The organism is Streptomyces sp. NPDC037273 (assembly GCF_055603625.1).
Map to the genome: position 1 here is coordinate 704,583 of NZ_JBVJVO010000002.1, position 24,156 is coordinate 728,738.

General features: G+C 71.9%; 23 protein-coding genes. 12 read left to right on the forward strand and 11 right to left on the reverse strand.

The features are described 5' to 3' along the window. The first annotated feature begins 319 nt into the window (after nt 1–319). The 7 genes from ccrA (at nt 320) to pssA (ending at nt 8,105) form a co-directional block, all read left to right on the forward strand. Nucleotides 320–1,657 (forward strand): crotonyl-CoA carboxylase/reductase, encoded by a 1,338-nt coding sequence (gene ccrA, locus ACZ7G1_RS08455; RefSeq protein ID WP_470873516.1) that lies wholly within the window; start codon nt 320–322, stop codon nt 1,655–1,657. A 14-nt stretch (nt 1,658–1,671) separates the two neighbouring features. Then, the gene (locus tag ACZ7G1_RS08460; RefSeq protein ID WP_470873515.1) at nt 1,672–3,732 is read left to right on the forward strand and encodes a protein meaA; all 2,061 of its coding nucleotides are present in this window, start codon (nt 1,672–1,674) and stop codon (nt 3,730–3,732) included. Then, the gene (locus ACZ7G1_RS08465; RefSeq protein ID WP_015037486.1) at nt 3,729–4,694 is read left to right on the forward strand and encodes an HpcH/HpaI aldolase/citrate lyase family protein; all 966 of its coding nucleotides are present in this window, start codon (nt 3,729–3,731) and stop codon (nt 4,692–4,694) included. Before ACZ7G1_RS08460 ends, ACZ7G1_RS08465 begins: the two co-directional genes overlap by 4 nt. A 4-nt stretch (nt 4,695–4,698) precedes the next feature. Further along, a complete protein-coding gene (locus ACZ7G1_RS08470) occupies nt 4,699–5,211 on the forward strand; it encodes a MaoC family dehydratase (protein WP_318101974.1) in 513 nt (170 codons plus the stop codon). Between the two features lie 2 nt (nt 5,212–5,213). Beyond that, nucleotides 5,214–6,419 carry an acyl-CoA dehydrogenase family protein gene (locus tag ACZ7G1_RS08475; RefSeq protein WP_470873514.1) on the forward strand — a complete coding sequence of 402 codons (1,206 nt, stop codon included), beginning with the start codon at nt 5,214–5,216 and terminating at the stop codon, nt 6,417–6,419. Nucleotides 6,420–6,589: 170 nt separating this feature from the next. Beyond that, nucleotides 6,590–7,246: a phosphatidylserine decarboxylase gene (locus tag ACZ7G1_RS08480; protein ID WP_453913825.1), complete on the forward strand. Its 657-nt coding sequence runs from the start codon at nt 6,590–6,592 to the stop codon at nt 7,244–7,246. Continuing rightward, nucleotides 7,239–8,105, forward strand: coding sequence for a CDP-diacylglycerol--serine O-phosphatidyltransferase (pssA, locus tag ACZ7G1_RS08485; RefSeq protein WP_470873907.1), 867 nt, complete (start codon nt 7,239–7,241; stop codon nt 8,103–8,105). Before ACZ7G1_RS08480 ends, pssA begins: the two co-directional genes overlap by 8 nt. 67 nt (nt 8,106–8,172) lie before the next feature. Here pssA and ACZ7G1_RS08490 read toward each other — a convergent pair whose 3' ends face one another. From ACZ7G1_RS08490 to ACZ7G1_RS08515, 6 genes are read right to left on the reverse strand one after another with little or no spacing between them, the layout of a single operon-like run. Next, on the reverse strand, nt 8,173–9,168 hold the full coding sequence (locus tag ACZ7G1_RS08490; RefSeq protein WP_470873513.1) for a GNAT family N-acetyltransferase: 996 nt from the start codon (nt 9,166–9,168) through the stop codon (nt 8,173–8,175). 42 nt (nt 9,169–9,210) lie between these two features. Beyond that, entirely contained in the window at nt 9,211–10,476 is a 1,266-nt protein-coding gene (locus ACZ7G1_RS08495; protein ID WP_470873512.1) for an ABC transporter substrate-binding protein, read from the reverse strand. Further along, complete coding sequence (locus ACZ7G1_RS08500; RefSeq protein WP_470873511.1) at nt 10,473–11,567, reverse strand: branched-chain amino acid ABC transporter permease; 1,095 nt, start codon at nt 11,565–11,567, stop codon at nt 10,473–10,475. Before ACZ7G1_RS08500 ends, ACZ7G1_RS08495 begins: the two co-directional genes overlap by 4 nt. After that, a complete protein-coding gene (locus ACZ7G1_RS08505; RefSeq protein WP_470873510.1) occupies nt 11,560–12,450 on the reverse strand; it encodes a branched-chain amino acid ABC transporter permease in 891 nt (296 codons plus the stop codon). Before ACZ7G1_RS08505 ends, ACZ7G1_RS08500 begins: the two co-directional genes overlap by 8 nt. Continuing rightward, nucleotides 12,447–13,238, reverse strand: coding sequence for an ABC transporter ATP-binding protein (locus ACZ7G1_RS08510; protein ID WP_470873509.1), 792 nt, complete (start codon nt 13,236–13,238; stop codon nt 12,447–12,449). Before ACZ7G1_RS08510 ends, ACZ7G1_RS08505 begins: the two co-directional genes overlap by 4 nt. After that, nucleotides 13,235–14,053: an ABC transporter ATP-binding protein gene (locus tag ACZ7G1_RS08515; protein WP_470873507.1), complete on the reverse strand. Its 819-nt coding sequence runs from the start codon at nt 14,051–14,053 to the stop codon at nt 13,235–13,237. Before ACZ7G1_RS08515 ends, ACZ7G1_RS08510 begins: the two co-directional genes overlap by 4 nt. Before the next feature lie 196 nt (nt 14,054–14,249). On the opposite strand from ACZ7G1_RS08515, the gene ACZ7G1_RS08520 reads away from it, so the two are divergent. Together ACZ7G1_RS08520 and ACZ7G1_RS08525 are read left to right on the forward strand one after the other, a co-directional pair. After that, nucleotides 14,250–15,458, forward strand: a complete 1,209-nt coding sequence (locus ACZ7G1_RS08520) for a PucR family transcriptional regulator (RefSeq protein ID WP_470873505.1) — start codon at nt 14,250–14,252, stop codon at nt 15,456–15,458. A gap of 52 nt (nt 15,459–15,510) precedes the next feature. Next, nucleotides 15,511–16,119, forward strand: a complete 609-nt coding sequence (locus ACZ7G1_RS08525; RefSeq protein WP_470873504.1) for a hypothetical protein — start codon at nt 15,511–15,513, stop codon at nt 16,117–16,119. Between the two features lie 65 nt (nt 16,120–16,184). Here ACZ7G1_RS08525 and ACZ7G1_RS08530 read toward each other — a convergent pair whose 3' ends face one another. Continuing rightward, on the reverse strand, nt 16,185–17,336 hold the full coding sequence (locus ACZ7G1_RS08530) for a glycerate kinase (RefSeq protein ID WP_470873502.1): 1,152 nt from the start codon (nt 17,334–17,336) through the stop codon (nt 16,185–16,187). Nucleotides 17,337–17,448: 112 nt separating this feature from the next. On the opposite strand from ACZ7G1_RS08530, the gene ACZ7G1_RS08535 reads away from it, so the two are divergent. Together ACZ7G1_RS08535 and ACZ7G1_RS08540 are read left to right on the forward strand one after the other, a co-directional pair. Beyond that, a complete protein-coding gene (locus tag ACZ7G1_RS08535; RefSeq protein ID WP_470873500.1) occupies nt 17,449–19,131 on the forward strand; it encodes a BCCT family transporter in 1,683 nt (560 codons plus the stop codon). A 70-nt stretch (nt 19,132–19,201) separates the two neighbouring features. Next, entirely contained in the window at nt 19,202–20,200 is a 999-nt protein-coding gene (locus ACZ7G1_RS08540; protein WP_470873905.1) for an ADP-ribosylglycohydrolase family protein, read from the forward strand. Between the two features lie 41 nt (nt 20,201–20,241). On the opposite strand, the gene ACZ7G1_RS08545 is transcribed toward ACZ7G1_RS08540, so the two are convergent. Continuing rightward, nucleotides 20,242–20,445 carry a type II toxin-antitoxin system VapB family antitoxin gene (locus tag ACZ7G1_RS08545; protein WP_470873498.1) on the reverse strand — a complete coding sequence of 68 codons (204 nt, stop codon included), beginning with the start codon at nt 20,443–20,445 and terminating at the stop codon, nt 20,242–20,244. Between the two features lie 64 nt (nt 20,446–20,509). On the opposite strand from ACZ7G1_RS08545, the gene ACZ7G1_RS08550 reads away from it, so the two are divergent. Further along, entirely contained in the window at nt 20,510–21,229 is a 720-nt protein-coding gene (locus ACZ7G1_RS08550; protein WP_470873496.1) for an SIR2 family NAD-dependent protein deacylase, read from the forward strand. A 10-nt stretch (nt 21,230–21,239) separates the two neighbouring features. On the opposite strand, the gene ACZ7G1_RS08555 is transcribed toward ACZ7G1_RS08550, so the two are convergent. The 3 genes from ACZ7G1_RS08555 to ACZ7G1_RS08565 form a co-directional block, all read right to left on the reverse strand. After that, nucleotides 21,240–21,743, reverse strand: a complete 504-nt coding sequence (locus ACZ7G1_RS08555) for a methylated-DNA--[protein]-cysteine S-methyltransferase (RefSeq protein WP_470873494.1) — start codon at nt 21,741–21,743, stop codon at nt 21,240–21,242. 6 nt (nt 21,744–21,749) lie between these two features. Next, nucleotides 21,750–23,237 carry an AlkA N-terminal domain-containing protein gene (locus tag ACZ7G1_RS08560; RefSeq protein ID WP_470873493.1) on the reverse strand — a complete coding sequence of 496 codons (1,488 nt, stop codon included), beginning with the start codon at nt 23,235–23,237 and terminating at the stop codon, nt 21,750–21,752. 94 nt (nt 23,238–23,331) lie between these two features. Next, a complete protein-coding gene (locus ACZ7G1_RS08565; RefSeq protein ID WP_470873492.1) occupies nt 23,332–24,096 on the reverse strand; it encodes a metallophosphoesterase in 765 nt (254 codons plus the stop codon). Nucleotides 24,097–24,156 lie beyond the last annotated feature (60 nt).

Below are 24,156 nucleotides of genomic sequence, written 5' to 3' on the forward strand. Positions count from 1 at the left end.
CGATCGATCATCGCTCATCCGTGATGGGCAGATTGCATCTGAGTGAAATTGTTGGCACGCAGTGCCTTGTCAGGTGACACGGCGTGCCATACGTTGATGTTGTCCGGGCGGCCGGCGAGCAGAGAAACCTCGTTCGCCGGCTGTCCCCACAGCTACGGCTCGTGCGCCCGGACGCCTGCGTCACAGGCACCCTCGCGCCACCCGCGCGGCCACCGCACCACCCCAGCCGAACCGACGGCACACCTCCACAGCAGCAGCACTTCCCGCCGTAACTCTTCAGGCGTCCCTCCCTCAGGACGCCCACCGCCGGAGGCAACCCGTGAAGGAAATCCTGGACGCGATCCAGTCCCCGGACTCCACGTCCGCCGACTTCGCGAACATCAAGCTCCCCGAGTCGTACCGGGCCGTCACCGTCCACAAGGACGAGGCCGAGATGTTCGCCGGCCTCGCCAGCCGCGACAAGGACCCGCGCAAGTCGCTCCACCTCGACGACGTGGCGCTGCCCGAGCTCGGCCCGGGCGAGGCCCTCGTCGCCGTCATGGCGAGCTCGGTCAACTACAACTCGGTCTGGACCTCGATCTTCGAGCCGGTGTCGACCTTCGGCTTCCTGGAGCGCTACGGCCGCCTCTCCGAGCTCACCAAGCGCCACGACCTGCCGTACCACGTCATCGGCTCCGACCTCGCGGGCGTCGTGCTCCGCACCGGCCCGGGCGTCAACTCCTGGAAGCCCGGCGACGAGGTCGTCGCGCACTGCCTCTCGGTCGAGCTGGAGTCCTCCGACGGCCACAACGACACGATGCTCGACCCCGAGCAGCGCATCTGGGGCTTCGAGACCAACTTCGGCGGCCTCGCCGAGATCGCCCTCGTGAAGTCCAACCAGCTGATGCCGAAGCCCGGCCACCTCAGCTGGGAGGAGGCGGCCTCCCCCGGCCTCGTCAACTCCACCGCGTACCGCCAGCTGGTCTCCCGCAACGGCGCCGGCATGAAGCAGGGCGACAACGTCCTCATCTGGGGCGCGAGCGGCGGCCTCGGCTCGTACGCCACCCAGTTCGCCCTCGCCGGCGGCGCCAACCCGATCTGTGTCGTCTCCTCCCCCGAGAAGGCCGACATCTGCCGCGCGATGGGCGCCGACGCGGTCATCGACCGCAACGCCGAGGGCTACAAGTTCTGGAAGGACGAGAACACCCAGGACCCGCGCGAGTGGAAGCGGTTCGGCTCCAAGATCCGTGAGCTGACCGGCGGCGAGGACATCGACATCGTCTTCGAGCACCCGGGCCGCGAGACCTTCGGCGCCTCGGTGTACGTCACCCGCAAGGGCGGCACCATCACCACCTGCGCCTCGACCTCGGGCTACATGCACCAGTACGACAACCGCTACCTGTGGATGTCGCTGAAGCGGATCATCGGCTCGCACTTCGCCAACTACCGCGAGGCGTGGGAGGCCAACCGCCTGATCGCCAAGGGCAAGATCCACCCGACGCTGTCGAAGGTCTACTCCCTGGAGGACACCGGCCAGGCCGCGTACGACGTCCACCGCAACCTGCACCAGGGCAAGGTCGGCGTGCTGGCGCTCGCCCCGCGCGAGGGCCTGGGTGTCACCAACCCCGAGCTGCGCGAGAAGCACATCGACGCCATCAACCGTTTCCGCAACATCTGAGCCCGGGACCATAGATGACTGAGCGCCAGAAAGACCGGCCGTGGCTCATGCGGACGTACGCCGGTCACTCCACCGCCGAGGCGTCCAACGAGCTGTACCGGCGCAACCTCGCCAAGGGTCAGACCGGCCTCTCGGTCGCGTTCGACCTGCCGACGCAGACGGGATACGACCCCGACCACATCCTCGCCCGCGGCGAGGTCGGCCGGGTCGGCGTCCCCGTCTCGCACCTCGGTGACATGCGCAGGCTGTTCCAGGACATCCCGCTGGAACAGATGAACACCTCGATGACCATCAACGCCACGGCGATGTGGCTGCTGGCGCTCTACCAGGTGGCCGCCGAGGAGCAGGGTGCGGACATCACCAAGCTCCAGGGCACCACGCAGAACGACATCGTCAAGGAGTACCTGTCGCGCGGGACGCACGTCTTCCCGCCCGGCCCCTCGCTCCGCCTGACGACCGACATGATCTGCTACACGGTCAACAACATCCCGAAGTGGAACCCGATCAACATCTGCAGCTACCACCTGCAGGAGGCGGGCGCCACACCGGTCCAGGAGATCTCGTACGCGATGTCCACCGCGATCGCGGTGCTCGACTCGGTCCGCGACTCGGGCCAGATCCCCCAGGACCGGTTCGGCGATGTCGTCGCCCGCATCTCCTTCTTCGTGAACGCGGGCGTCCGCTTCATCGAGGAGATGTGCAAGATGCGCGCCTTCGGCCGCATCTGGGACAAGATCACCCGCGAGCGGTACGGCATCGAGGACGCCAAGCAGCGCCGGTTCCGCTACGGCGTGCAGGTCAACTCGCTCGGCCTCACCGAGGCCCAGCCGGAGAACAACGTCCAGCGGATCGTCCTGGAGATGCTGGCCGTCACCCTCTCCAAGGACGCCCGCGCCCGCGCCGTGCAGCTCCCGGCCTGGAACGAGGCCCTCGGCCTCCCCCGGCCCTGGGACCAGCAGTGGTCGCTCCGCATCCAGCAGGTCCTGGCCCACGAGTCGGACCTCCTGGAGTACGAGGACATCTTCGCCGGCTCCCACGTCATCGAGGCCAAGGTCGACTCGCTCGTCGAGGAGTGCCTGGCCGAGATCGAGCGGATCCAGGAGATGGGCGGCGCCATGGCGGCCGTCGAGTCCGGCTACCTCAAGTCGCAGCTGGTCTCCTCGCACGCCGAGCGGCGCGCCCGGATCGAGGGCGGCGAGGACAAGATCGTCGGCGTCAACATCTTCCAGGCGACCGAGGAGAACCCCCTCACCTCCGACCTGGACACCGCGATCATGACGGTCGACCCGGCCGTCGAGGCCCGGGTGGTCTCCGCCGTCGGGCGCTGGCGCGCCGAGCGGCAGGAGTCCACCGACCGCCAGGGCGGCGGCGACCCCTTCGTCTTCCCGACCACCCGGCAGGCGCTCGACCGCCTCAAGGAGGTCGCACAGACCGAGGAGAACCTCATGGAGGCGACCCTGGAGTGCGTCCGCGCCGGTGTCACCACCGGCGAGTGGGCCGGCGCGCTGCGCGAGGTGTTCGGCGAGTTCCGCGCCCCCACCGGCGTCTCCTCCGCCCCGGTCGCCGTGGCCGCCGAGGAGGGCTCCCCGCTCTCCGAGGTGCGCCGCAAGGTGGCCCGTACCGCCGAGGACCTCGGCGGCGGCAAGCTGCGCTTCCTGGTCGGCAAGCCGGGCCTCGACGGGCACTCGAACGGCGCCGAGCAGATCGCCGTCCGGGCGCGCGACGCCGGGTTCGAGGTGGTCTACCAGGGCATCCGGCTCACCCCGGAGCAGATCGTGGACGCGGCCCTGGAGGAGGACGTGCACGCGGTCGGCCTGTCGATCCTGTCCGGCTCGCACGCGCAGCTCGTCCCCGACGTCCTGGACCGGCTCCGCGAGGCCGGCGCCACCGACATCCCCGTCATCGTCGGCGGGATCATCCCGAACGCCGACGCGGCGGAACTGAAGCGCGCGGGTGTCGCCGCCGTCTTCACCCCCAAGGACTTCGGCATCACGGAGATCATCGGCCGTATCGTCGACGAGATCCGCAACGCCCACAAGCTCAGCCCCCTCGAAAGTACGGAGGTCCCCGCATGACCAGCCCCGTGAACCGTCTGCGCCCACGCCGCTCCTGCCTGGCGGTGCCCGGTTCCAACCCGCGCTTCCTCGAGAAGGCCCAGGGCCTCGCGGCCGACCAGGTCTTCCTGGACCTGGAGGACGCGTGCGCCCCGCTGGCCAAGCCCGAGGCCCGGCACACCATCGTGAAGTTCCTGAACGAGGGCGACTGGACCGGCAAGACCCGCGTGGTCCGCGTCAACGACTGGACGACCCACTGGACGTACCGTGACGTCGTCACCGTCGTCGAGGGCGCCGGCCAGAACCTCGACTGCATCATGCTGCCGAAGGTCCAGGACGCCCAGCAGATCGTGGCGCTCGACCTCCTGCTGACCCAGATCGAGAAGACGATGGGCTTCGAGGTCGGCAAGATCGGCATCGAGGCGCAGATCGAGAACGCCCAGGGCCTGACCAACGTCAACGCGATCGCGCAAGCCTCCCAGCGCGTCGAGACCATCATCTTCGGCCCGGCCGACTTCATGGCCTCCATCAACATGAAGTCGCTGGTCGTCGGCGAGCAGCCGCCCGGCTACCCGGCGGACGCGTACCACCACATCCTGATGAGCATCCTGATGGCCGCCCGCGCCAACAACCTCCAGGCGATCGACGGCCCCTACCTGCAGATCCGCAACCAGGAGGGCTACAAGGCCGTCGCGCAGCGCGCCGCCGCCCTGGGTTTCGACGGCAAGTGGGTGCTGCACCCGGACCAGGTCGCCGCCGCGAACGAGATCTTCTCGCCCTCGCAGGAGGACTACGACCACGCCGAGCTGATCCTCGACGCGTACGACTACTACACGTCCGAGGCCGGCGGGAAGAAGGGCTCCGCGATGCTCGGCGACGAGATGATCGACGAGGCCTCCCGCAAGATGGCCCTGGTCATCTCCGGCAAGGGCCGCGCCGCCGGCATGCAGCGCACCAGCAAGTTCGAGATCCCGGAGGCGTAGCACCATGCAGTTCGGCCGCACCTATGAAGAGTTCGAGGTCGGTGCCGTCTACAAGCACTGGCCCGGAAAGACGGTCACCGAGTACGACGACCATCTCTTCTGTCTGCTGACGATGAACCACCATCCGCTGCACATGGATGTGAATTACGCCGAGAACACGACGGACTTCAAGAAGAACGTCGTCGTCGGCAACTACATCTACTCGCTGCTGCTCGGCATGTCCGTCCCGGACGTCTCCGGCAAGGCCATCGCCAACCTGGAGATCGAGTCGCTGCGGCACGTGGCGCCGACCTTCCACGGCGACACCATCTACGGCGAGACCACCGTCCTCGACAAGACCCCGTCGAAGTCGAAGAGCGACCGCGGCATCGTCTACGTCGAGACCAAGGGCTACAAGCAGGACGGCACCCTGGTGTGCGTCTTCCGCCGCAAGGTGATGGTCCCGACCGCCGAGTACATCGAGGCGCGCGGCGGCGAGCAGGCCGGCCGCCCGGAGCTGAAGGAACAGGGGAAGTAACCATGGCGCGACTCGCCCAGACCCACGGTCTGACCGATGTCCAGCAGGAGATCCTCGCCACGGTCAGGGACTTCGTCGACAAGGAGATCATCCCGGTCGCCACGGAGCTCGAGCACCGCGACGAGTACCCCCAGCAGATCGTCGACGGGCTGAAGGAGCTCGGCGTCTTCGGTCTGATGATCCCCGAGGAGTACGGGGGCCTGGGCGAGTCGCTGCTCACCTACGCGCTGTGCGTGGAGGAGATCGCCCGCGGCTGGATGTCCGTCTCCGGCATCATCAACACCCACTTCATCGTGGCGTACATGCTGAAGCAGCACGGCACCCAGGAGCAGAAGGAGTACTTCCTTCCGCGGATGGCGGCCGGCGAGACCCGTGGCGCGTTCTCGATGTCGGAGCCGGGCCTCGGCTCGGACGTGTCGGCCATCACGTCCAAGGCGGTCAAGGACGGCGACGAGTACGTCCTCAACGGCCAGAAGATGTGGCTGACGAACGGCGGAACGTCAACTCTGGTCGCCGTTCTCGTCCGAAGTGACGAAGGACACCCGGAGGGCACCGCGCCCCACAAGTCGATGACGACCTTCCTCGTCGAGAAGGAGCCCGGTTTCGGAGAGGTCCGTCCCGGCCTCACGATTCCCGGGAAGATCGACAAGATGGGTTACAAGGGCGTCGACACGACCGAACTCATCATGGACGGACTGCGCATTCCGGCCAATCGGGTCCTGGGCGGGGTCACCGGCCGAGGGTTTTACCAAATGATGGACGGCGTGGAAGTCGGCCGCGTGAACGTGGCGGCCCGTGGTTGCGGCGTCGCGCAGCGTGCTTTCGAACTGGGTGTCTCTTATGCCCAGCAACGTCACACTTTCGGCAAGCCGATCGCCCAGCACCAGGCGATTCAGTTCAAGCTGGCCGAGATGGCTACCAAGGTCGAGGCCGCTCATGCCATGATGGTGAATGCAGCACGCAAAAAGGACTCCGGGGAACGAAACGACCTCGAAGCAGGGATGGCGAAGTACCTCGCCTCCGAATACTGCAAGGAGGTCGTCGAGGATGCCTTCCGCATTCACGGTGGCTACGGGTTCTCGAAGGAGTACGAGATCGAGCGCCTCTACCGCGAGGCGCCGATGCTGCTCATCGGTGAAGGTACCGCCGAGATCCAGAAAATGATCATTGGTCGTCGGCTCCTGGAGGAGTACCGATTCCAGGGCTGATTGTCGGTTTTGAGTCGGTTCGGCCGCGAAGAAGATCACACCCTGTGTTCGTCTTCCGGCCGTCGACTCGGTTCCTGGCTTGCCCAGTTGCGCCCCGCAACCGATAGCATCGCCGGAAAGCCGCCGTCCCCCCGTTGCCAGCGCGGCATCATCCGCTACGAAGGTCATCCATGCCCCACAGCCAAACCTCTGCACACCGCGACAGCCTCTCCGGCGTACGCCTCGCGCGCGGAGCATCGCCGTGGCTCCTCCCGACCGTCGCCACCGCGGCGCTCAGCCTCGTGCGCGCGCGCAAGTCGAAGCGCGCCGCGGCCATCGCCGTGCCGACCACCGCTCTCGCGGCCGGCATGCTGTGGTTCTTCCGCGACCCCGAGCGCGAGATCGCTCAGGGCCGGGTCATCTCCCCCGCCGACGGTGTGGTGCAGAGCATCATGCCGTGGAAGGACGGACGCACCCGGGTCGCCATCTTCATGAGCCCGCTGAACGTGCACGTCAACCGCGCGCCGCTGGCCGGCACCGTGACGTCCGTGGAGCACGTCCCCGGCGGGTTCGTCCCGGCGTTCAACAAGGAGAGCGAGAACAACGAGCGCGTTGTCTGGCACTTCGACACCGAGCTCGGTGACATCGAGATGGTGCAGATCGCGGGTGCCGTCGCACGGCGCATCGTGCCGTACATCCCGCAGGGGACGAAGGTCGAGCAGGGTGACCGGATCGGTCTGATCCGCTTCGGCTCGCGGGTCGACATCTACCTCCCGGAGGGTGTCGAGGTCGCCGTCGAGGTCGGGCAGGCCACGACCGCGGGGGTGACTCGCATTGACCGTGATTGATCCCGACACACGGGCCGCCGACTGGGTCGCCGACGCCGAGGCGGAGGCGGCCGAAGAGGCCGAGGAGATGCCGCTGTCGTTGAGGCTGTCCATAGCGGACGCCCTCACTCTCGGTAACGCCACGTGTGGCTTCATGGCGGTCTACTTCACGACGACCGGCATCCTGATCCCGCACCTCACCGGCAGCACCGAGACCGGCATGGCGCGCAACAGCGCCGCCACCGCGGTGATACTGATGCTCTGCGCGGCGATCTTCGACCTCTTCGACGGCATCGTGGCGCGCAAGCTCCGCAGCTCGCCGATGGGCGCCGAGCTCGACAACCTGTCGGACCTGATCAGCTTCGGTCTGGCCCCGGCGTACTTCGTGCTCGTCTACGGCATGGTCGCGGACGACGCGCAGCAGAAGGTCTCGGCCGTGGCCGCGATCGTGGTGCTGCTCGCGGTGGTGCTGCGGCTGGCGAGATTCTCGTGCGTGACGATGAAGGACGGCATGTTCCAGGGCATGCCGAGCCCCTTCGGCGCGCTGACGGTCGTCTCGATCGTGCTCCTCGAGCTGCCGTTCATCCCGACGCTCCTCGCGATCATCGGTGTCGCCTGGCTGATGGTGAGCCGGGTCGAGTACCCGAAGCCGCGGGGCATCCTCGCGGTCGCGATGCTCAGCTGGATCGTCGGTGCGATGGCCATGCTGGCGGCCTGGGCGTTCGACGCCCCCGGCGGGGCGTTCCTGCTCCAGACCGGGTGCGCGCTCCAGGTCGTGCTCGGCGCGGTGATCCCCCTCTTCGCCACGGCGCGGCGGGTGAACACCTTCCGCGACAACCGGCGTGAGAGCCGGGAGGCGCGGGCGGCGCAGCTGCCGTAGCGATACGAGCCGTACGTGAAAGGGCCCCGGGTGGCGAAAGCCGCCCGGGGCCCTTTCGCATGCGCTCTCAGAGGCGCTTGTAGTACAGGGTCGTGGCCCTGAGGGTCCCCGCCGGATCGGCGGCGAAGTCCGGGATCGTGCCGGCGGCCGTCCAGCCCGCCGCCCGGTAGAGGTGCTCGGCCGGGCTGTCGGTCTGGGTGTCCAGGACGAGCAGGGTGAGGCCGGTGGCGGCGGCGTGGGCCTCGGCCGTGGCGAGCAGGCGGCGCCCGAGGCCCCGGCCGCGGGCGGAGCGGTGGACGAGCAGCCGGGCGATCTCGCCGCGGTGCCGGCCGTTGGCGGTGGCGGCCCGGACGAGGGTGACGACGCCGGCGAGGCGCCCGTCGGGGCCGTGGGCCGCCCAGACGTCCCGTACGCCCGCCGCGGCCTCCTCGGCGACGCCCGACCACCAGGCGGCCGCCGCGGCGGGCTCCAGGGGCGCCAGGAAGCCGACGGAGGCGCCGCCGTCCACGGCGTCCACGAGGAGCGCGGCGAGGCCGTCGGCGTGGGCGCGTACGGCCTCCGGGGACAGCCGCTCGACGACGTCCAGCGGCTTCTCCAGGCAGAGCAGGTCCGGCCGGTCGTCCCAGGGCTCCACGGCGGCGAAGCCGAGGCTCCGGTACAGGGCGACGGGCTCGTCCCGCCACGCCCACACCGTGAGGCGTACGGCGGAGGCGCCGGAGGCGGCGGCCCGGTGCAGGGCCTCGGTCATGAGCGCCCTGGCGAGGCCCTTGCGGCGCGCCTCGGGCGCCACCCAGAGCCGCTTGATCTCGGGTGCGCGGCCCTCGCGCGGGGCCTTGAGCACGACACAGCCGGCCGGTGCCTGGGCACCGGCCGGCGTGGCGAGCAGGACCGTGTCGGCGGCGAAGGCGCCGGCCGGGTCCTCGGCCTCGACGCGGTATACGGCCGGCAGCGCGGCCACCGACTCCACCGCCGTACCCTTCTCCGCCTGGTTGACCAGGTGATAGGCGCCGAGCAGGGCGGCGAGGTCCGGGTGGGAGCGGTTCTCCTCGATGCGTGCGTTCATGAGGCCTGAGCCTCACACCGGGATGTTTCGGGGACGTGAAGATCAGGGTGTGTAGGACTTGGCGGCCTCGGAGACGAAGGGCTGCCGGACGGTGCGCATGCCGCCGGGGACGGACTTGTCGGGCTGGATGATGACGGACTCGCGGGACGAGGGCGCCTTCGGGTCGCCGAGGTCGTGGGTGAGGCCGAAGCCCGCGTCGTGTGCGTTCAGGGTGAGCAGGGCCTTGTCGACGCCCTCGCGGGTGAGGTCCTTGTTCGCGCAGGCCTTCTTCAGGGCCTCGCCGAAGACGCTCGCCGCGGTCCAGCCGGCGACGATGCCGTTGTCGAGGCCGTCGCCCGGGTAGGCCGCCTGGTAGTCGGCGACCAGCTTCTTCGCGGTGGGGGTGTCGGCGCCGATGGGCAGGCTCGGGGAGGCGAACCAGTACATCTTCTCCAGGGCGGGCCCGGCCTGGGTGCCGAGGAGCTGCGGGGCGAAGGCCGAGTTGTTGCCGACGACCGGGACCTTGAGGCCGGTGGCGGCGGCGACGCCGACGAGGGAGGCGGCCTGGCGGGGGCCCGCGCTGATGACGACGCCCTTGACGCCGGCCTGCTTGAGGGCGGCGACCTGCGCCGACATGTCGTTGTCGGTGGGCTTGATCTTCTGCTCGACGACGGTCAGGCCCGCCTTGCCGGCCGCGTACTTCGAGCCCTTGAGGGCGTTCTCGCCGTAGTCGCCCTCGAAGTAGACGTGCCCGAGCTTGTCGCCCGCCTTCAGGCCCTTCTCGGTGACGAGGAAGTCCACGGCGTTGATGGTCTCGACGTCGTACGTGGCACCCAGGACGCGGATGTACGGGGAGCCGAGCAGCGAGGCGGACCAGGCCTGCGGCAGGACGAGGCCCTTGTCCTGGCCGTCGACGCGTGACTTGACGGCGGCGACGAACGGGGAGCCGATGAACTGGGTGTAGCCGACGACCTTCGGCTCCAGCTCCGTGTAGGCGGCGAGCGCCTTCTGGGGGTCGTAGCCGTGGTCGCGGACCGTCAGCTCCAGCTGCCGGCCGCAGATCCCGCCGGCGGCGTTGACCTGCTTCACGTACAGCTGCTGGGACTGGGTGACGCTCTTGCCGAGGGTCGCGTACACCCCGGTCATGTCGGTGAGGGCGCCGAGGGAGATCGTCTTGTCCGTGACGCCCTCGCCGGTCTTCACCCCGCCCGCGCCGGTCTGCTTGCCGTCCCCGGTCTTCGCCTTGGAACTGCAGCCCGCGGCGGTGAGCGCGACCAGTGCGGCGAGCGCTGCGGCCAGGCCCCGCACGGCCTGTCGTCGGTGGTTCATCGTGCCTCTCCTGAGGGTCGGTCTGACGTGGAGGTCGTACGTGTCCGGGCGGCGAGGCGGACCAGGCCCCCGGGCAGGAAGAGCACCACCGCGACGACGGCGGCGCCGTAGAGGTAGCGGGCGGCCTCCCCCGGTGCGATCCCGCCCGTCCCGGGGGCGGAGACCAGGGGCAGCGCGTCGCTGTAGCGGGTGAGGAGCTGGGGCAGGAGGGAGACGAAGACGCCTCCGGCCACCGCGCCCGCGACCGAGCCGAGACCGCCGATGACGATCATGGCCAGGTATTCGAGGGAGAGCGCCATGCCGAAGTACTCGGGCACCGTGCGCTGGAAGACCAGGGCGAGCAGGACGCCCGCGAGGCCCGCGTACATCGAGGACAGGACGAAGACGGCGGCGCGGTAGCGGGCCACCGGGATGCCCATGACGCCGGCGGCGATCCGGTGGTCCCTGATGGCGTTCATGGCCCGCCCCGGGCGGCCCCCGAGGACCCCGCGGGCGAACAGGACTCCGCCGACGAGCAGCACGAGCCCCAGGTACCAGAGCTTCTCGACGGCTCCGAACGGCACCTGGGCGACGAGGAGTTCACTGTCGTCGAAGGTGAGGCCGAAGAGGGAGAGCGGGGGGACGGCCCGGCCGTTGTAGCCGCCGGTGAGGCCGTGCGCGTTGAACAGCACGTGCTGGCCGATGAAGATCAGCGCGAGGGTGGCGATGCCCAGGTACGCGCCCCGGAGCCGTCCCGCGATGGGGCTGAACACCCCGCCGGCCAGGCCCGCGAGGGCGACCGCGAGCACGGCGGCGAGCCAGCCGGGCAGGCCGAGGCCGGCCAGGCCATCGGTCCCGTCGCCGGCGAAGGCGCAGTAGCCGTAGGCGCCGACGGCGAGGAAGAAGGCGTGCCCCATCGAGAGCTGGCCGGTGGCGCCGGTCAGCAGGTTGATGCCGACCGCCCCGAGGGCCGCGGCCATCGCGAACAGCCCGGCCTGGAGCCAGAAGCGGTCCAGATAGAACGGGAGCGCGGCGAGCAGCAGCCCCGCCAGGCACCAGCCGGCCACCCGGGTGCGGACCCGGAGCGCGGGGCGGGTGAGGGTCTCAGACACGGGCGAGCTCCTTCGTACCGAAGAGTCCGGCCGGGCGGATCAGCAGCACCGCGACCATCACGAGGTACGGGGCGACGTCGCCGATCCCCCGGCCGAGGAAGGCCAGATCGCCCTGGTAGCCGGTGGCGAGCGACTCGGTGATCCCGACGAGCAGTCCGCCGACGAGGGCGCCCGTGGTGGAGTCGAGGCCGCCGAGGATGGCGGCCGGGAAGGCCTTCAGGGCGGCGAGCGAGGTGGCCCGCTCCAGACCCGGCGTCGGGAAGACCGTGAGGAACAGCGCGGCGACGGCCGCGAGACCGCCGGCGACCGCCCAGGCGCCGAGCGAGACCCGGCCGAGCCGGATGCCCATGAGGGCGGCGGTCTCCTGGTTCTCGGCGGCCGCCCGCATCGCGACGCCCCAGGAGGTGTACCGGAAGGCCAGCAGGAAGGCGGTGATGAGCAGCGCCGCGGCGAGGAGCGCCGCGATCCGGGTCTCGGCGATCGTCACCGGCCCGACGGTGACGACGGCGTCGCCCCAAGGATCGCCGAGCGCGAGGATGTCGGTGCCGATCCGCCGGGTCAGCTCGGTGGCCAGGAGGATGTCGACGCCGATCGTCACGATCGCGAGGACGCTGTGGTCGCCGCCCCGGTGGCGGCGCATCACGAGGAACTCGACGGCCGCGCCCACCAGCGCCGCGCCGGCGACCCCGGCGGCCAGGGCGGGCCAGAAGCCGATCGTGTCGTGGAGCACGGCCGTGACGTAGCCACCGGCGAGCAGGAGCGAGGCGTGGGCGAAGTTGACGACCTCGGTGGCCCTGAAGATGACGACGAAGCCGAGGGCGATGAGGGCGTAGATCGAGCCCAGCGAGACGCCGTTGATCAGGAATTCGGCGAAGGTGCTCACGCGGCGGTCTCCTCTCCGAGGTAGGCGCGGACGACCGCCGGGTCGTTCTGGACGTCGGCGGGGGCCCCGTCGGCGATCCGGCGGCCGAAGTCGAGGACGGTGACGGAGTCGGCGAGCCGCATCACCAGGCCCATGTCGTGCTCGACGATCAGCACCGAGATGCCGAGGCTGTCGCGGACGCCCGCGATGACCGAGGCGGTACGGCGCCGCTCGTCCGCGGTCATCCCCGCGACCGGCTCGTCGAGCAGCAGCAGCTTCGGTTCCATGCACAGCGCGCGGGCCAGCTCGGCCAGCTTCTGCTGCCCGTACGGCAACGACCCGGCGGGCTTGCGGAGTTGTCCCTCAAGGCCGACGAACGCGGCGATCTCCCGGACCCTCGCCCGGTGCCGCGCCTCCTCGCGGGCCGCCGACGGCAGCCGCAGCCCGGCGGCGAGGAAGCCGGTGCGGGTCAGCCGGTGCCGGCCGAGCATCAGACTGTCCTCGACCGTGGCGCGCGGCGGCAGCGCCAGGTTCTGGAAGATCCGGCCCACCCCGAGCTCCGCGATCCGGTGCGGGGGCAGGGCGGTCAGCTCGTGGGCGCCGAAGCGCACGGAGCCCCCGGTGGCCCGGTAGACCCCGGACAGCACGTTGAAACAGGTGGACTTCCCCGCCCCGTTGGGGCCGATCAGGGCGTGGACGGTGCCGGGCCGGACGGTGAAGCCGACCCCGTCGAGCGCGGTGAGACCGGCGAACCGGACGGTGACGTCCCGGACTTCGAGCGCGGGAGGCGGCGTGGCGGTCGGTGTCATCGGGTCTCCTCCCAGCGGGACAGGACCGGGTGGGCGGCGCGTGCCTCGGCGGCGTCGGCGGCGGCCGTCTCGTCGACGACACCGAGGTAGCGGCGGCGGACCTCGTCGGAGGCGGCGAGTTCGGCGGCCGGACCGGAGAGCGTGACCTCGCCGACCTCGAGGACGTACGCGAGGGAGGCGAGGCGCAGCGCGAGCGCCGCGTTCTGCTCGACGAGGAGCACCGCCGTGCCCTGCGCGTTGATCTCCCGGACGGCGTCGGCGATCCGGGCCGCCATCAGCGGGGCGAGGCCGAGGGACGGCTCGTCGAGCAGGAGCAGCCCCGGCTCGGCCATCAGGGCGCGGCCGACGGCGAGCATCTGCTGCTCGCCGCCGGACAGCAGGCCGGCCCGCTGGTGGGCGCGGTCGGCGAGGACGGGGAAGAGCTCGTGCACGCGGCGCAGCGCCGCCGCCTTCGCTCCCCGGCCGCCGCGCCCGCCGAGCGCGCCGGCGCGCAGGTTGTCCTCGACCGTCATGCGGGCGAAGACCTGGCGGCCCTCGGGGACCTGCGAGACGCCGGCCGCGACGACCCGGTCGGGCGGCAGTCCGTCGAGCGGCCGGCCGTCGCGGCTCACCGTGCCCGAGACCACGGCGCCGCCGTGGAAGCGGAGGGTGCGCGAAACCGCCCGCAGGAGCGTGGACTTGCCGGCCCCGTTGGCTCCCAGGACCGTGACGACGGCACCGGCCGGCACCGTCAGCGAGACCCGCCGCAGCGCGTGCACGGGCCCGTATCCCGCCGTCAGGTCCGTCACCTGGAGAGCGGGTGCGGTACCTCCCATGGTTCCCCTTTCCCCGGCCGTGCTCGTCGCCCGGCCGTTCGCCGGCGCTCACCCCAGCACCGCGCCGGACCGCGCGTCCACGCTCCGCGGCCGAAACGCTGCCGGTGACCAGCGGGCGCGGCGACGGGCTGTGCATGCGCACAACGCTGCGCGTCAGGGCTGTGCCCGGAGGGCCGCGGCGGTGGATCCTCCGGGCATGGGACGGCGCAGACGGCGGACCGGTGACGACTGGAAGGTGCTCGCCCTGGCGTGCTCGACGCTTCTGGAGCGGGTGCCGGAACTGGTGGACGAGCATCTACGGGAACTTCACGCGTACGAGCCCGCCTACGGGCGGATCATCCCGTACGACCAGCACTGGCAGGAGGCCGAGGCGGCCATGCGGATCGGGATCGAGATGATCTCGGCGCCCCGCGACTCGCCCCGCCGCGATCTGGAGCACGCCGACGAGATGGGCCGGCGGCGGGCCGCCCAGGGCATGCCGCTGGAGCTCGTGGTCCACGCCTACCGGCACGCCGGGCACCTGGTGTGGGAGGCGCTCATCGAGAGCGCCGGCACCGACGGCGGGCAGCTGACGGCGCTGATGCAGTCCGCCACGACGGTGTGGTCGGCGGTGGACGCGCAGGCCGACACTGCGTCGGAGGCGTACCGGGCGGCCGAGCTGGAACTCCGGCGCCGTACGGACGAGCAGCTCCAGGCGCTGCTCGACGCCCTCCTCCAGGGCCGGCACTCCCCCGAGCTGGTCTCCCGCGCCGCGGCCGGCCTCGACCTGCCCGAGCAGGGCCGGTACGCGGTCGTCGTCCTCCGCTACGACCGGCGCGAGGAACGCGAACCCTTCCACCGGCAGGTGCGGGGCGACGGCGTCCGCTTCCTCTGGCGCATGGGCGCCGACTGCGAGCTCGGCGTCGTCGCGCTGGCCGGCGACACCGGCCTCGACGCGCTCTCCGAACTCCTCACCGGCCGCTGCCCCGGGCCCGGCGGCATCAGCCCGGTCGTCACCGGCCTCACCGAACTCGGCCGCGCCCGCCGTCTCGCCGAGCTGGCCCTCCGCACCTGCCCGCCGGGCAGCCGCGAGGTCGTCCGCCTCGACCGGCGCATGGCGGGCGCGATGGTGGTCTCCCAGCCGGAGCTCGCGGGCCTCCTCGTCTCCGACGTCCTGGGCGGCCTCCTGGAGCTCGACCCCTCGGACCGCGCGGTCCTCCTGGAGACGCTCGACACGTGGCTCGACTGCGAGGGCTCCGCCGGCCGCGCGGCCGGCCGGCTGTACTGCCACCGCAACACGGTCTTCAACCGCTTGCGGCGGCTGGAGCAGCTGACGGCACGGTCACTGTCCAGGCCCCGGGACCTCACGGAGATGACCCTGGCCCTGGACGCGTTCCGGCTGACGGCGCCGGGAGGTGCCGGCTGAGGGAGTCGCCGGGCCGCCCCGGGCGGCCGAACCGACCTGCCAGGATGGGCCCGTGACGATCACCATGGACATACGTGCGAACCGCCTCCGGCACCGGGGCCTCGGCCGGGCCCTGTCGGCCGGAGGGGCCGCGGCGGGCGTCGCGTGCCTGGTGGGGCCCTGGCTCGCCGAGTCGACGCGGCTGCTGGTCCTCACCGCCGCCTTCGAGTACCGCTGGCCGAGTTTCGTCGTGGCGGTCGTGCTGCTCGGCGCGGCGGTGCCGCTGCTGACGGAGCGGGCGGCGGTCCGCAGGCGGGCGTTCGCGGTGTGCGGGGTGGCCCTCGTCGGTGCCGTGTGGTTCCGCTTGGTCGTCCTCCCGATGGGCGCCGGCTGGCAGGAGACGGCCCGGACGGCCGCGCCCGAGGGCGCGGACCGGTACCTCGTGGTCGAGGAGGGCTCGGCCATGACCGACCCGCTCTGGCGGGTGTCGGTCGTGGACGGGTCGGGCCTCGCCGCGCGCCACTGGCCGGTCGCCTCCCTCGACGGCGACGCCGGCGGCGTGCTGACGCGGGCGGCCTGGTCCGGGCCCGACGCCCTGGTCCTCACGACCGCGACCGGCGAGACGACCATCCGCCTCGACCCCCGCACCGGGAAGCCGGAGCGGGAGCTGTCCGTGCCGTGAGCACGGGATCGCCGTACCGGCCGGGGAAGACCCCGGCCTGATCGGCCGGGGTGTCGTCGGTGCTGCTAGGCGAGGAAGTCCCGGGCGAGGTTCTCCGCCGCCTGCTCCAGGAGCGGGCCCGCGTTCGCCATGGAGACGGCCGGGTCGGGTTCCAGGGCGGCGAGGGGGTAGGCGCGGAGGATGCCGGCGGCGGCGAGGGCCTCGGGGGTGAGGGCGAGGCGGCCGCAGACGGCGACGACGTCCTTGCCGGCGGCGCGGGCGGCGGCGGCGACGCCGGCGGGGGCCTTGCCGTGGAGGGTCTGCTCGTCGAGGGAGCCTTCGCCGGTGATGACGAGGGTGGCCCGCTCCAGGGCCGGCGCGAAGCCGAGGACGTCGAGCATGAGCTCGATGCCGGGGCGGAAGCTCGCGCCGAGGATGAGCGCGCCGTAGCCGATGCCACCGGCGCCGCCGGCGCCGGGCGCGACGGCGGCCTCGGCCGCCTTGGGGCCGATGGCCTTCTCGAGGACGGTGGCGAAGTGGGCGAGGGCCGCGTCGAGGGTGCGGACGTCGTCGGGGGTGGCGCCCTTCTGGGGGCCGTAGACGGCGGGGGCGCCCTTGGGGCCGGTGAGCGGGTTGTCGACGTCGCTCGCGAGGATGAGGTCGATGTCCGCGAAGCGGGGGTCGAGGCCGCTGAGGTCGGCGGTGGCGAGGTCGGCGAGCGGCGCGCCGCCGGGGCCGACGGGCTCGCCTGCCGCGTCGAGGAAGCGGGCGCCGAGCGCGGCGAGCATGCCGGAGCCGCCGTCGGTGGTGGCGCTGCCGCCGACGCCGAAGACGATGGTGGTGGCGCCTGCGTCGAGCGCGGCGGAGAGGAGTTCGCCGGAGCCGTAGGTGGTCGCGGTGAGCGGGGCGAAGACGCCGCGCGGGAGGAGCTGGAGGCCGGAGGCCTCCGCCATCTCGACGACCGCGGTGGTGCCGCGCAGCGCGAAGGCGGCGGTGACCTGCTCTCCGAGCGGTCCCGTGACGCGCACCTCGCGGCGCTCGAATCCGGCCGCGACGGCTGCCGCGACCGTGCCGTCGCCGCCGTCGGCGACGGGGAGGGTCTCCACCGTGAGTCCGGGGACGGCTCGTCGCAGTCCCGTCGTGACCCGCTCCGCGACCTGCACGGCCGTGAGCGAACCCTTGAACTTGTCGGCCGCCACGAGCACGTGAGCGACCTGAGTTGCTGCTCCGTCCGTCACCTTGCATCCCTTGCTTTCGAACGTGCAGTCGCGCCGAGCCTGACCCTATCCGTACCGCCGGACGGCGTGCCACCCCCTGATAAAGCGATATTCCGCACCATAGTGGGGTCACATGAGTACGGAACCGATCGAACGGGCCCCGCAGGAGCGGCACGCGCCCGATGCCAAGGTCATCGGGATCGGGGTCGCGGCCGTGGTGGCGGTCGTCGCCTGGGCGGCGCTGGGCGAGGACTCCTTCGACAGCGCGTCGTCGACGGCGCTGAACTGGGTCTTGTCGAATTTCGCCTGGCTCTTCGTGGTCGCGGCGGACACCTTCCTGGTGCTGTGCGTGGTGATCGCGCTGAGCCGGTTCGGGCGGATCAGGCTGGGCGCGGACGATTCGGAGCCCGAGTTCACGAACCTGGCGTGGATCGCGATGATGTTCAGCGCCGGCATGGGCATCGGTCTGATGTTCTACGGGGTCGGGGAGCCGCTGACGCATTTCCTGAGCCCGCCGCCGGCGAGCGGTGTCCCGGCGGGGACGGGGGCAGCGGCCCGTACGGCCATGGAGTACTCGTTCTTCCACTGGACGCTGACGCCGTGGGCGATCTACGGCATCGCGGGCCTCGCGCTGGCGTACGCGGGCTTCCGCAAGGGCCGCGGGAACCAGCTGAGCTCGGCGTTCGTGCCGCTGATGGGCGAGCGCAGGGCGAAGGGCTGGCCGGGCAAGGCGATCGATCTGCTCGCGGTGTTCGCGACGGTGTTCGGCACGGCGACGAGCCTGGGTCTCGGGGCGCTGCAGGTGGCCGAGGGGCTGAACCTGACGATGGACGTGGACGACTCCACGGCGACCCAGCTGATCATCATCGTGGCGCTGTCGGCGGCCTTCGTCCTGTCGGCGTTCTCGGGGCTGCACAAGGGCGTGAAGTGGCTGTCCACGCTGAACGTCGTCCTCGCGGGCTGTCTGATGCTGTTCGTGTTCCTGCTCGGTCCGACGGTCTACATCCTGGACACCATTCCGGCCTCGGTCGGCGGCTACCTGCACCAGCTGCTGCCGATGGCGAGCCGTACGGGCGCCTTCACCGACCGTGACTGGCTGGGGGCGTGGACGATCTTCTACTGGGCCTGGTGGCTGTCCTGGGCGCCGTTCGTGGGCACGTTCATCGCCCGGATCTCGCGCGGCCGGACCATCCGGGAGTTCCTGATGGGCGTGCTGCTCGTGCCGTCGGGGGCCACGGTGGTGTGGTTCTGCGTGATGGGCGGCACGGCGATCCGCCTGGAGTCGACGGGCGAGGCCGATCTGGCGACGGCGGTGAAGGACGGGGCCGAGGCCTCGCTGTTCGCGATGCTGGAGGCGCTGCCGATCGGCACGGTCACCTCGGTGGTGGCGATGCTCCTGGTGATGACGTACTTCATCACGAGCGCGGACTCCGCCTCGCTGGTGATGGGGTCGCTGACGAGCCGCGGCTCGCTCCATCCGCCGACCTGGCTCGTGGTGACCTGGGGCGTCCTGATGGCCGCCGTGGCGGCGGTGCTGCTGGTGGTGGGCGGTCTGAACTCGCTCCAGACGGCGACGATCCTGGTGGCGCTGCCGTTCGTCGTGGTGATGCTGGTGCTGTGCTTCGCGCTCCTGAAGGAGCTGCGCGAGGACCCGGGGGCGGGCCCGGCCCGGCACCACGCCCTGCACGGGCTGCGGGACGCGGTGCGGACCCTGGTCGGGGAGGCGATGACCGAGCAGGGCGCCGACCGTCACCACCGGCTGCGCCGGGCCGCGAAGGCCCGCAGCGACGCGGAGCCGCCCGAGGGCGGGGTCTGAGGTGCCGCGCGCGCACGGGGATCTCGCGGACCGGATCCTGGGCGGCTGGACGGGCCGGATCGCCGGGAACATGCTGGGCAAGCCGGTGGAGCGGGGCGACCACTGGACGCGGGAGCACATCGACGCGTATCTGCGGCTGACGGACGCCCTGCCGCTGACGGACTACCTGCCGCCCCCGCCGCCGGGGGCGACCGGGTTCGAGCTGCGGCCCGAGTGGCCGATGTGCGTGCGGGGCGGGGTCGACGGCAGCTGCCGGGACGACGACGTCGACTGGTCGGTCCTCGGGCTGCACGTCCTGGAGACGCGCGGCTTCGGCTTCACCACCGAGCAGCTCGGCGAGGAGTGGCTGCTGCGGCTGCCGTACCTCCAGACGTTCACGGCCGAGCGCGCCGCCTACCGCAACCTCGCGAACGGCCTGCGGCCGCCGCTGACCGCCACGTACGACAACCCCCACCAGGAGTGGATCGGCGCCCTGATCAGGGCCGACGTCTACGCCTGGACCTCCCCGGGCGACCCGCGCCGGGCCGCCTCGCTGGCCCGCAGGGACGCGGTCCTCTCGCACAGCGGGAACGGGGTGTACGGGGCGATGTGGGCGGCCGCCGTGATCGCGGCGGCCTTCACCGCGCCGGACGTGCGGGCGGCCCTCGACGCGGGCCTCGACCAGATCCCGGCGGGCAGCCGGCTGGCGCGTACGGTCCGCGGGACGATCGCCCTGTACGAGTCGGGGCTCGGCTGGTCCGCCACGCTCGACGAGCTCGCCGAGCGCACGGCGGGCCTCGGCTGGATCCACACCGTCCCGAACGCGGCCGTCCTGACTGCCGGGCTCCTGTACGGGGAAGGGGACTTCACCCGCACCATCGCCCTCACCGTCCGCGGCGGCCTCGACACGGACTCCAACGGGGCCACGGCCGGTTCGGTGGCGGGGGTGATGTGCGGGGCGGCGGCGATCCCGCCGCAGTGGTCGGAGCCGCTGCGGGACCGGGTGCGCAGCGCCGTGTTCGGCTTCGACGGCGTCCGGATCGGCGAACTGGCCGAGCGGACACTGCGGTTGGCGACACCGCCGGAGTGAAGGACGCGGGCGGCTCCCCGACGGACCGCCCGCCTCCGCGCTCAGCCCTGCGGGGGTTCCTGGGGGACGATCTCGCCCGTGCGGTGCGGCTCGTCCCTGCTGACGGCCCGCGCCTCGGTGCGGTGGCCGCGGGCGATGTAGTCGCGCACGACGGCCTCCACGGCGTCCTGGGGGCTGCCGATGCCGGCCAGGACCATGACTTCCACGACGAGTTCGGCGTCGAGCGCGATGTTCACCTTGGCCATGCGGGGAACCTAACACCCCGAAACCCGCTCGCGGGAGCGGTTCGGTGGTGCCTAGGGTTTCCCTATGACGATGGTCGCGATCCTCAGTGGTGCCGGTATCTCCACGGACTCGGGCATCCCCGATTACCGGGGGCCGAACGGCCTGTGGCGACGCGACCCGGAAGCGGAGCGGCTCGTGACGTACGGGCCGTACATGGCCGATCCGGAGATCCGGCGCCGCTCGTGGCGGATGCGGCTCGACGGCCCGGTCCTGAGCGCCGAGCCGAACGTGGCGCACCGCGCGATCGCCGCCTATGAGCGGACGTCCGGGAACGCGCTGCGGGTGATCACGCAGAACGTGGACGGTCTGCACCAGGCCGCCGGGGTGCCCGCGCGGAAGGTGATCGAACTCCACGGCTCGGCGCGGTCGGTGGTGTGCACGGCCTGTCACGCGCGCTCTTCGATGGCCGAGGCGCTCGACCGCGTGCGGGCCGGCGAGGACGACCCGGCGTGCCTGGTCTGCGGCGGCATCCTGAAGTCGGCGACCGTCATGTTCGGGCAGCGGCTCGATCCGGTGGTGCTCGGCGAGGCCATGTCGATCGCCAAGGCCACCGAGGTGATGGTGGTGGTCGGCAGCAGCCTCCAGGTACAGCCCGCGGCCTCCCTCGCCGGGATCGCCGCCGACAACGGCGCCCGCCTCGTCATCGTGAACGCCGAGCCCACCCCGTACGACCCGGTCGCCGACGAGGTCGTACGCGAGCCGATCGGCTCGGCGCTGCCCGCGCTCCTCGACCGGCTCCGCTAGCGGGTGTCCGCTAGAACAGCGCCTCCGGCTCGGCCGCGCCCGATTCGAAGGCGAGGAGGCGCTGCTTGCGGTCGAGGCCGCCGCCGTAGCCGGTGAGGCCGCCGCCGGCGCCGATCACCCGGTGGCAGGGGACGATGATGCTGACCGGGTTCTTGCCGTTGGCGAGGCCGACGGCACGGGAGGCGCCCGGGTTGCCGAGTTCCTCGGCGAGTTCGCCGTAGGTGCGGGTCTCGCCGTACGGGATGTTGAGGAGCTGCTCCCAGACCCGCAGCTGGAACGGGGTGCCGATGAGGTTCAACGGCAGCTCGAAGGTGGTGAGTTCGCCGACGAAGTAGGCGTCGAGCTGGCGGACGGCTTCGCCGAAGGGGCGTGGGTCGGGTTCGCCGAAGGTCTCCTCGGGCGGTCGGTGCCGCTGGCCGGTCATGTGGACGCGGCTGAGGACGCCGTCGACGGCGACGAGCGTCAGCGGGTCGTAGGGGCTGTCGACGACGGTGTGCCGGACGGTGGGTGCCATGGCGGTTCAGAGTCCTTCGCTGGGCAGCAGGTTGATCGGGTGGTCGTCGGTCGCCCAGAGGTACTGGACGGCGTAGGCGCGCCAGGGGCGCCAGTGCGCGGCGCGGGCGACCAGGGCGGCGGGGGTGCCGGGCAGGCCGAGTCCTTCGGCGGCGCGGCGGACGCCGAGGTCGCCGGGGAGGAAGGCGTCGGGGTCGCCGAGCGCCCGCATGGCGATGATCTCGGTGGTCCACGGTCCGAAGCCGGGCAGGGCGAGCAGCCGGGCGCGGGCCTCTTCCCGGTCGTCGGCGGGGCCGAGGGTGAGCGTGCCGTCGGCGAGGGCCCCGGCCAGGGTGAGGAGCGTGGTGCGGCGGCTGCGCGGCAGGGCGAGGGTCTCGGGGTCGAGGGCGGCGAGCGCCTCGGAGGTCGGGAAGAGGTGGGTGAGGCCGCCCTCGGGGTCGTCGACGGGCACGCCGTGCGCGGTGACGAGCCGGGCGGCGTGGGTGCGGGCGGCGGCGGTGGACACCTGCTGGCCGAGGACGGCCCTGACGGCGAACTCGGCGGGGTCGACGCTGCCGGGAACCCTGCGCCCGGGCGCCTTGTCGACGAGGGGTGCGAGGAGCGGGTCGGTGCGCAGCCGTTCGTCGACGGCGACGGGGTCGGCGTCGAGGTCGAGGAGCCGTCGGCAGCGGCTGATCGCGTGGGTGAGGTCGCGGGGGTCGGTCAGGGAGAGCCGGCAGGCGATGTGGTCGGGGCGCGGGGCGAGGGCGACGATGCCGTGTCCGTACGGGAGGTTCAGCGTGCGGCGGTAGGCGCCGTCGCGCCATTCCTCGACGCCGGGGACGGCGGTCGCGGCGAGGTGGCCGAAGAGATTGGAGGGTTCCAGCGGGGCGCGGAACGGCAGCCGGAGGCTGATCACGCCGGGCGTGGCGGTCGCCCGGTCCGGTGAGCGGCGGCCGGCGCGGGCGCGGAGTTCGCCGGGGGTGAGGGCGAAGACCTCGCGGACGGTGTCATTGAAGGTGCGGATCGAGGAGAAGCCGGCCGCGAAGGCGACCTGCCCGAGGGGCATCGGGGTCGTCTCGATGAGCACCCGGGCGGTCTGGGCGCGCTGGGCGCGGGCCAGGGCGAGCGGTCCGGCGCCGAGTTCGGCGAGCAGCTGGCGTTCGATCTGGCGGGTGGACCAGCCGAGCCGCCGGGCGAGCCCGGGGACGCCCTCGCGGTCGACCACGCCGTCCTGGATGAGCCGCATGGCACGGGCGACGGCGTCGGCCCGGACGTTCCACTGGGGCGAGCCGGGGCTGGTGTCGGGCCGGCACCGCTTGCAGGCCCGGAAGCCGGCGCGCTGGCAGGAGGCGGCGCTGGGGTGGAACTCCATGTTCTCGGGCTTGGGCGGGACGGCCGGGCAGCTGGGCCGGCAGTAGATCCGGGTGGTGCGAACGGCGGTGAAGAACACGCCGTCGAAGCGGGCGTCCTTCGACTGGACGGCCCGCACGCAGCGCTCGGTGTCGGTGTGCATGCTTCCAGGATCGGGGACGGACGACGCCCGGGCTGGCGAGAAAACGACATGGTCGTCCGGCCCCGGCCCCGGGGCGCCAGCAGTGGCCGGGGCGTCAGACGGTGACGGTCCGGTAGTGGGTGGTGAGCCTGCCGTCGTCGCCCAGGACGTGGAAGGCGAGACCGGGCGGCAGGGTGAGGTGGACGTTCTCGTCCTCGGGGCTCGGGTTCTCCCAGGGGAGCCGGAGCGCGGAGACCACCCCGGGGGCGACGAGCAGCGGACGCCCGGCGAAGGTGGTGGCGGCCGCCGTGTGGGCGTGCCCCGCGAGGAAGGCCTTGAGGTGGGGGTGGCGGCCGGCGAGTGCGACGAGCCGCTCCTCGCCGAACTGCCGGATCCCGTCGACGTACGGGGTGTGCAGCGGCACCGGCGGGTGGTGGAAGCCGACGAGGACCGGCACGTCCCGCGGCGTGCCGGTGAGGACGCCGTCCAGCCATTCCAGCGTCTCGTCCTCCAGGTAGCCCTCGTCCTCGCCGGGCACGGACGAGTCGCAGAGGGCGATCACGAAGCCCTCGCCGCGCAGCACCTGGTTGACGGGCGCGTCCGGCCGCTCCCCGGCGCCCTCCGGCAGGAGGCCCTTGCGGAAGTCGGCGCGGACGTCGTGGTTCCCGGGGCAGACGAGCAGCGGGTGGCGCGAGACCAGGAGCTCCCGCGCGATCGCGTACCCCGGCGGGTTCCCGAGGTCGGCGATGTCCCCGGTGACGAGGACGGCCGCGAGGTCGTACGGGAGTTCCTCCAGGTAGCGCATGACCGCGCGGGTGCGTTCCGCGCTGCGCGGCTCCGTGTCGACATGGATGTCGCTGACGTGGGCGATGACGATCACGTGACTCGGTCCTCCGTCGGTCCGGGTGAGCGGATGCCGGTCGACCGTACGGTGATCACG

Bases quoted from the DNA above. Each gene is read 5' to 3' on its own strand.
- ACZ7G1_RS08520 (WP_470873505.1), top strand. From the start codon at position 14,250: ATGGGACGGCGCAGACGGCGGACCGGTGACGACTGGAAGGTGCTCGCC.
- ACZ7G1_RS08465 (WP_015037486.1), top strand. From the start codon at position 3,729: ATGACCAGCCCCGTGAACCGTCTGCGCCCACGCCGCTCCTGCCTGGCG.
- ACZ7G1_RS08550 (WP_470873496.1), top strand. From the start codon at position 20,510: ATGACGATGGTCGCGATCCTCAGTGGTGCCGGTATCTCCACGGACTCG.
- ACZ7G1_RS08555 (WP_470873494.1), bottom strand. From the start codon at position 21,743: ATGGCACCCACCGTCCGGCACACCGTCGTCGACAGCCCCTACGACCCG.
- ACZ7G1_RS08515 (WP_470873507.1), bottom strand. From the start codon at position 14,053: ATGGGAGGTACCGCACCCGCTCTCCAGGTGACGGACCTGACGGCGGGA.
- ACZ7G1_RS08545 (WP_470873498.1), bottom strand. From the start codon at position 20,445: ATGGCCAAGGTGAACATCGCGCTCGACGCCGAACTCGTCGTGGAAGTC.
- ACZ7G1_RS08460 (WP_470873515.1), top strand. From the start codon at position 1,672: ATGACTGAGCGCCAGAAAGACCGGCCGTGGCTCATGCGGACGTACGCC.
- ACZ7G1_RS08475 (WP_470873514.1), top strand. From the start codon at position 5,214: ATGGCGCGACTCGCCCAGACCCACGGTCTGACCGATGTCCAGCAGGAG.
- ACZ7G1_RS08495 (WP_470873512.1), bottom strand. From the start codon at position 10,476: ATGAACCACCGACGACAGGCCGTGCGGGGCCTGGCCGCAGCGCTCGCC.
- ACZ7G1_RS08510 (WP_470873509.1), bottom strand. From the start codon at position 13,238: ATGACACCGACCGCCACGCCGCCTCCCGCGCTCGAAGTCCGGGACGTC.
- ACZ7G1_RS08480 (WP_453913825.1), top strand. From the start codon at position 6,590: ATGCCCCACAGCCAAACCTCTGCACACCGCGACAGCCTCTCCGGCGTA.
- ACZ7G1_RS08470 (WP_318101974.1), top strand. From the start codon at position 4,699: ATGCAGTTCGGCCGCACCTATGAAGAGTTCGAGGTCGGTGCCGTCTAC.
- ACZ7G1_RS08535 (WP_470873500.1), top strand. From the start codon at position 17,449: ATGAGTACGGAACCGATCGAACGGGCCCCGCAGGAGCGGCACGCGCCC.
- ACZ7G1_RS08540 (WP_470873905.1), top strand. From the start codon at position 19,202: ATGCTGGGCAAGCCGGTGGAGCGGGGCGACCACTGGACGCGGGAGCAC.
- ACZ7G1_RS08560 (WP_470873493.1), bottom strand. From the start codon at position 23,237: ATGCACACCGACACCGAGCGCTGCGTGCGGGCCGTCCAGTCGAAGGAC.
- ACZ7G1_RS08490 (WP_470873513.1), bottom strand. From the start codon at position 9,168: ATGAACGCACGCATCGAGGAGAACCGCTCCCACCCGGACCTCGCCGCC.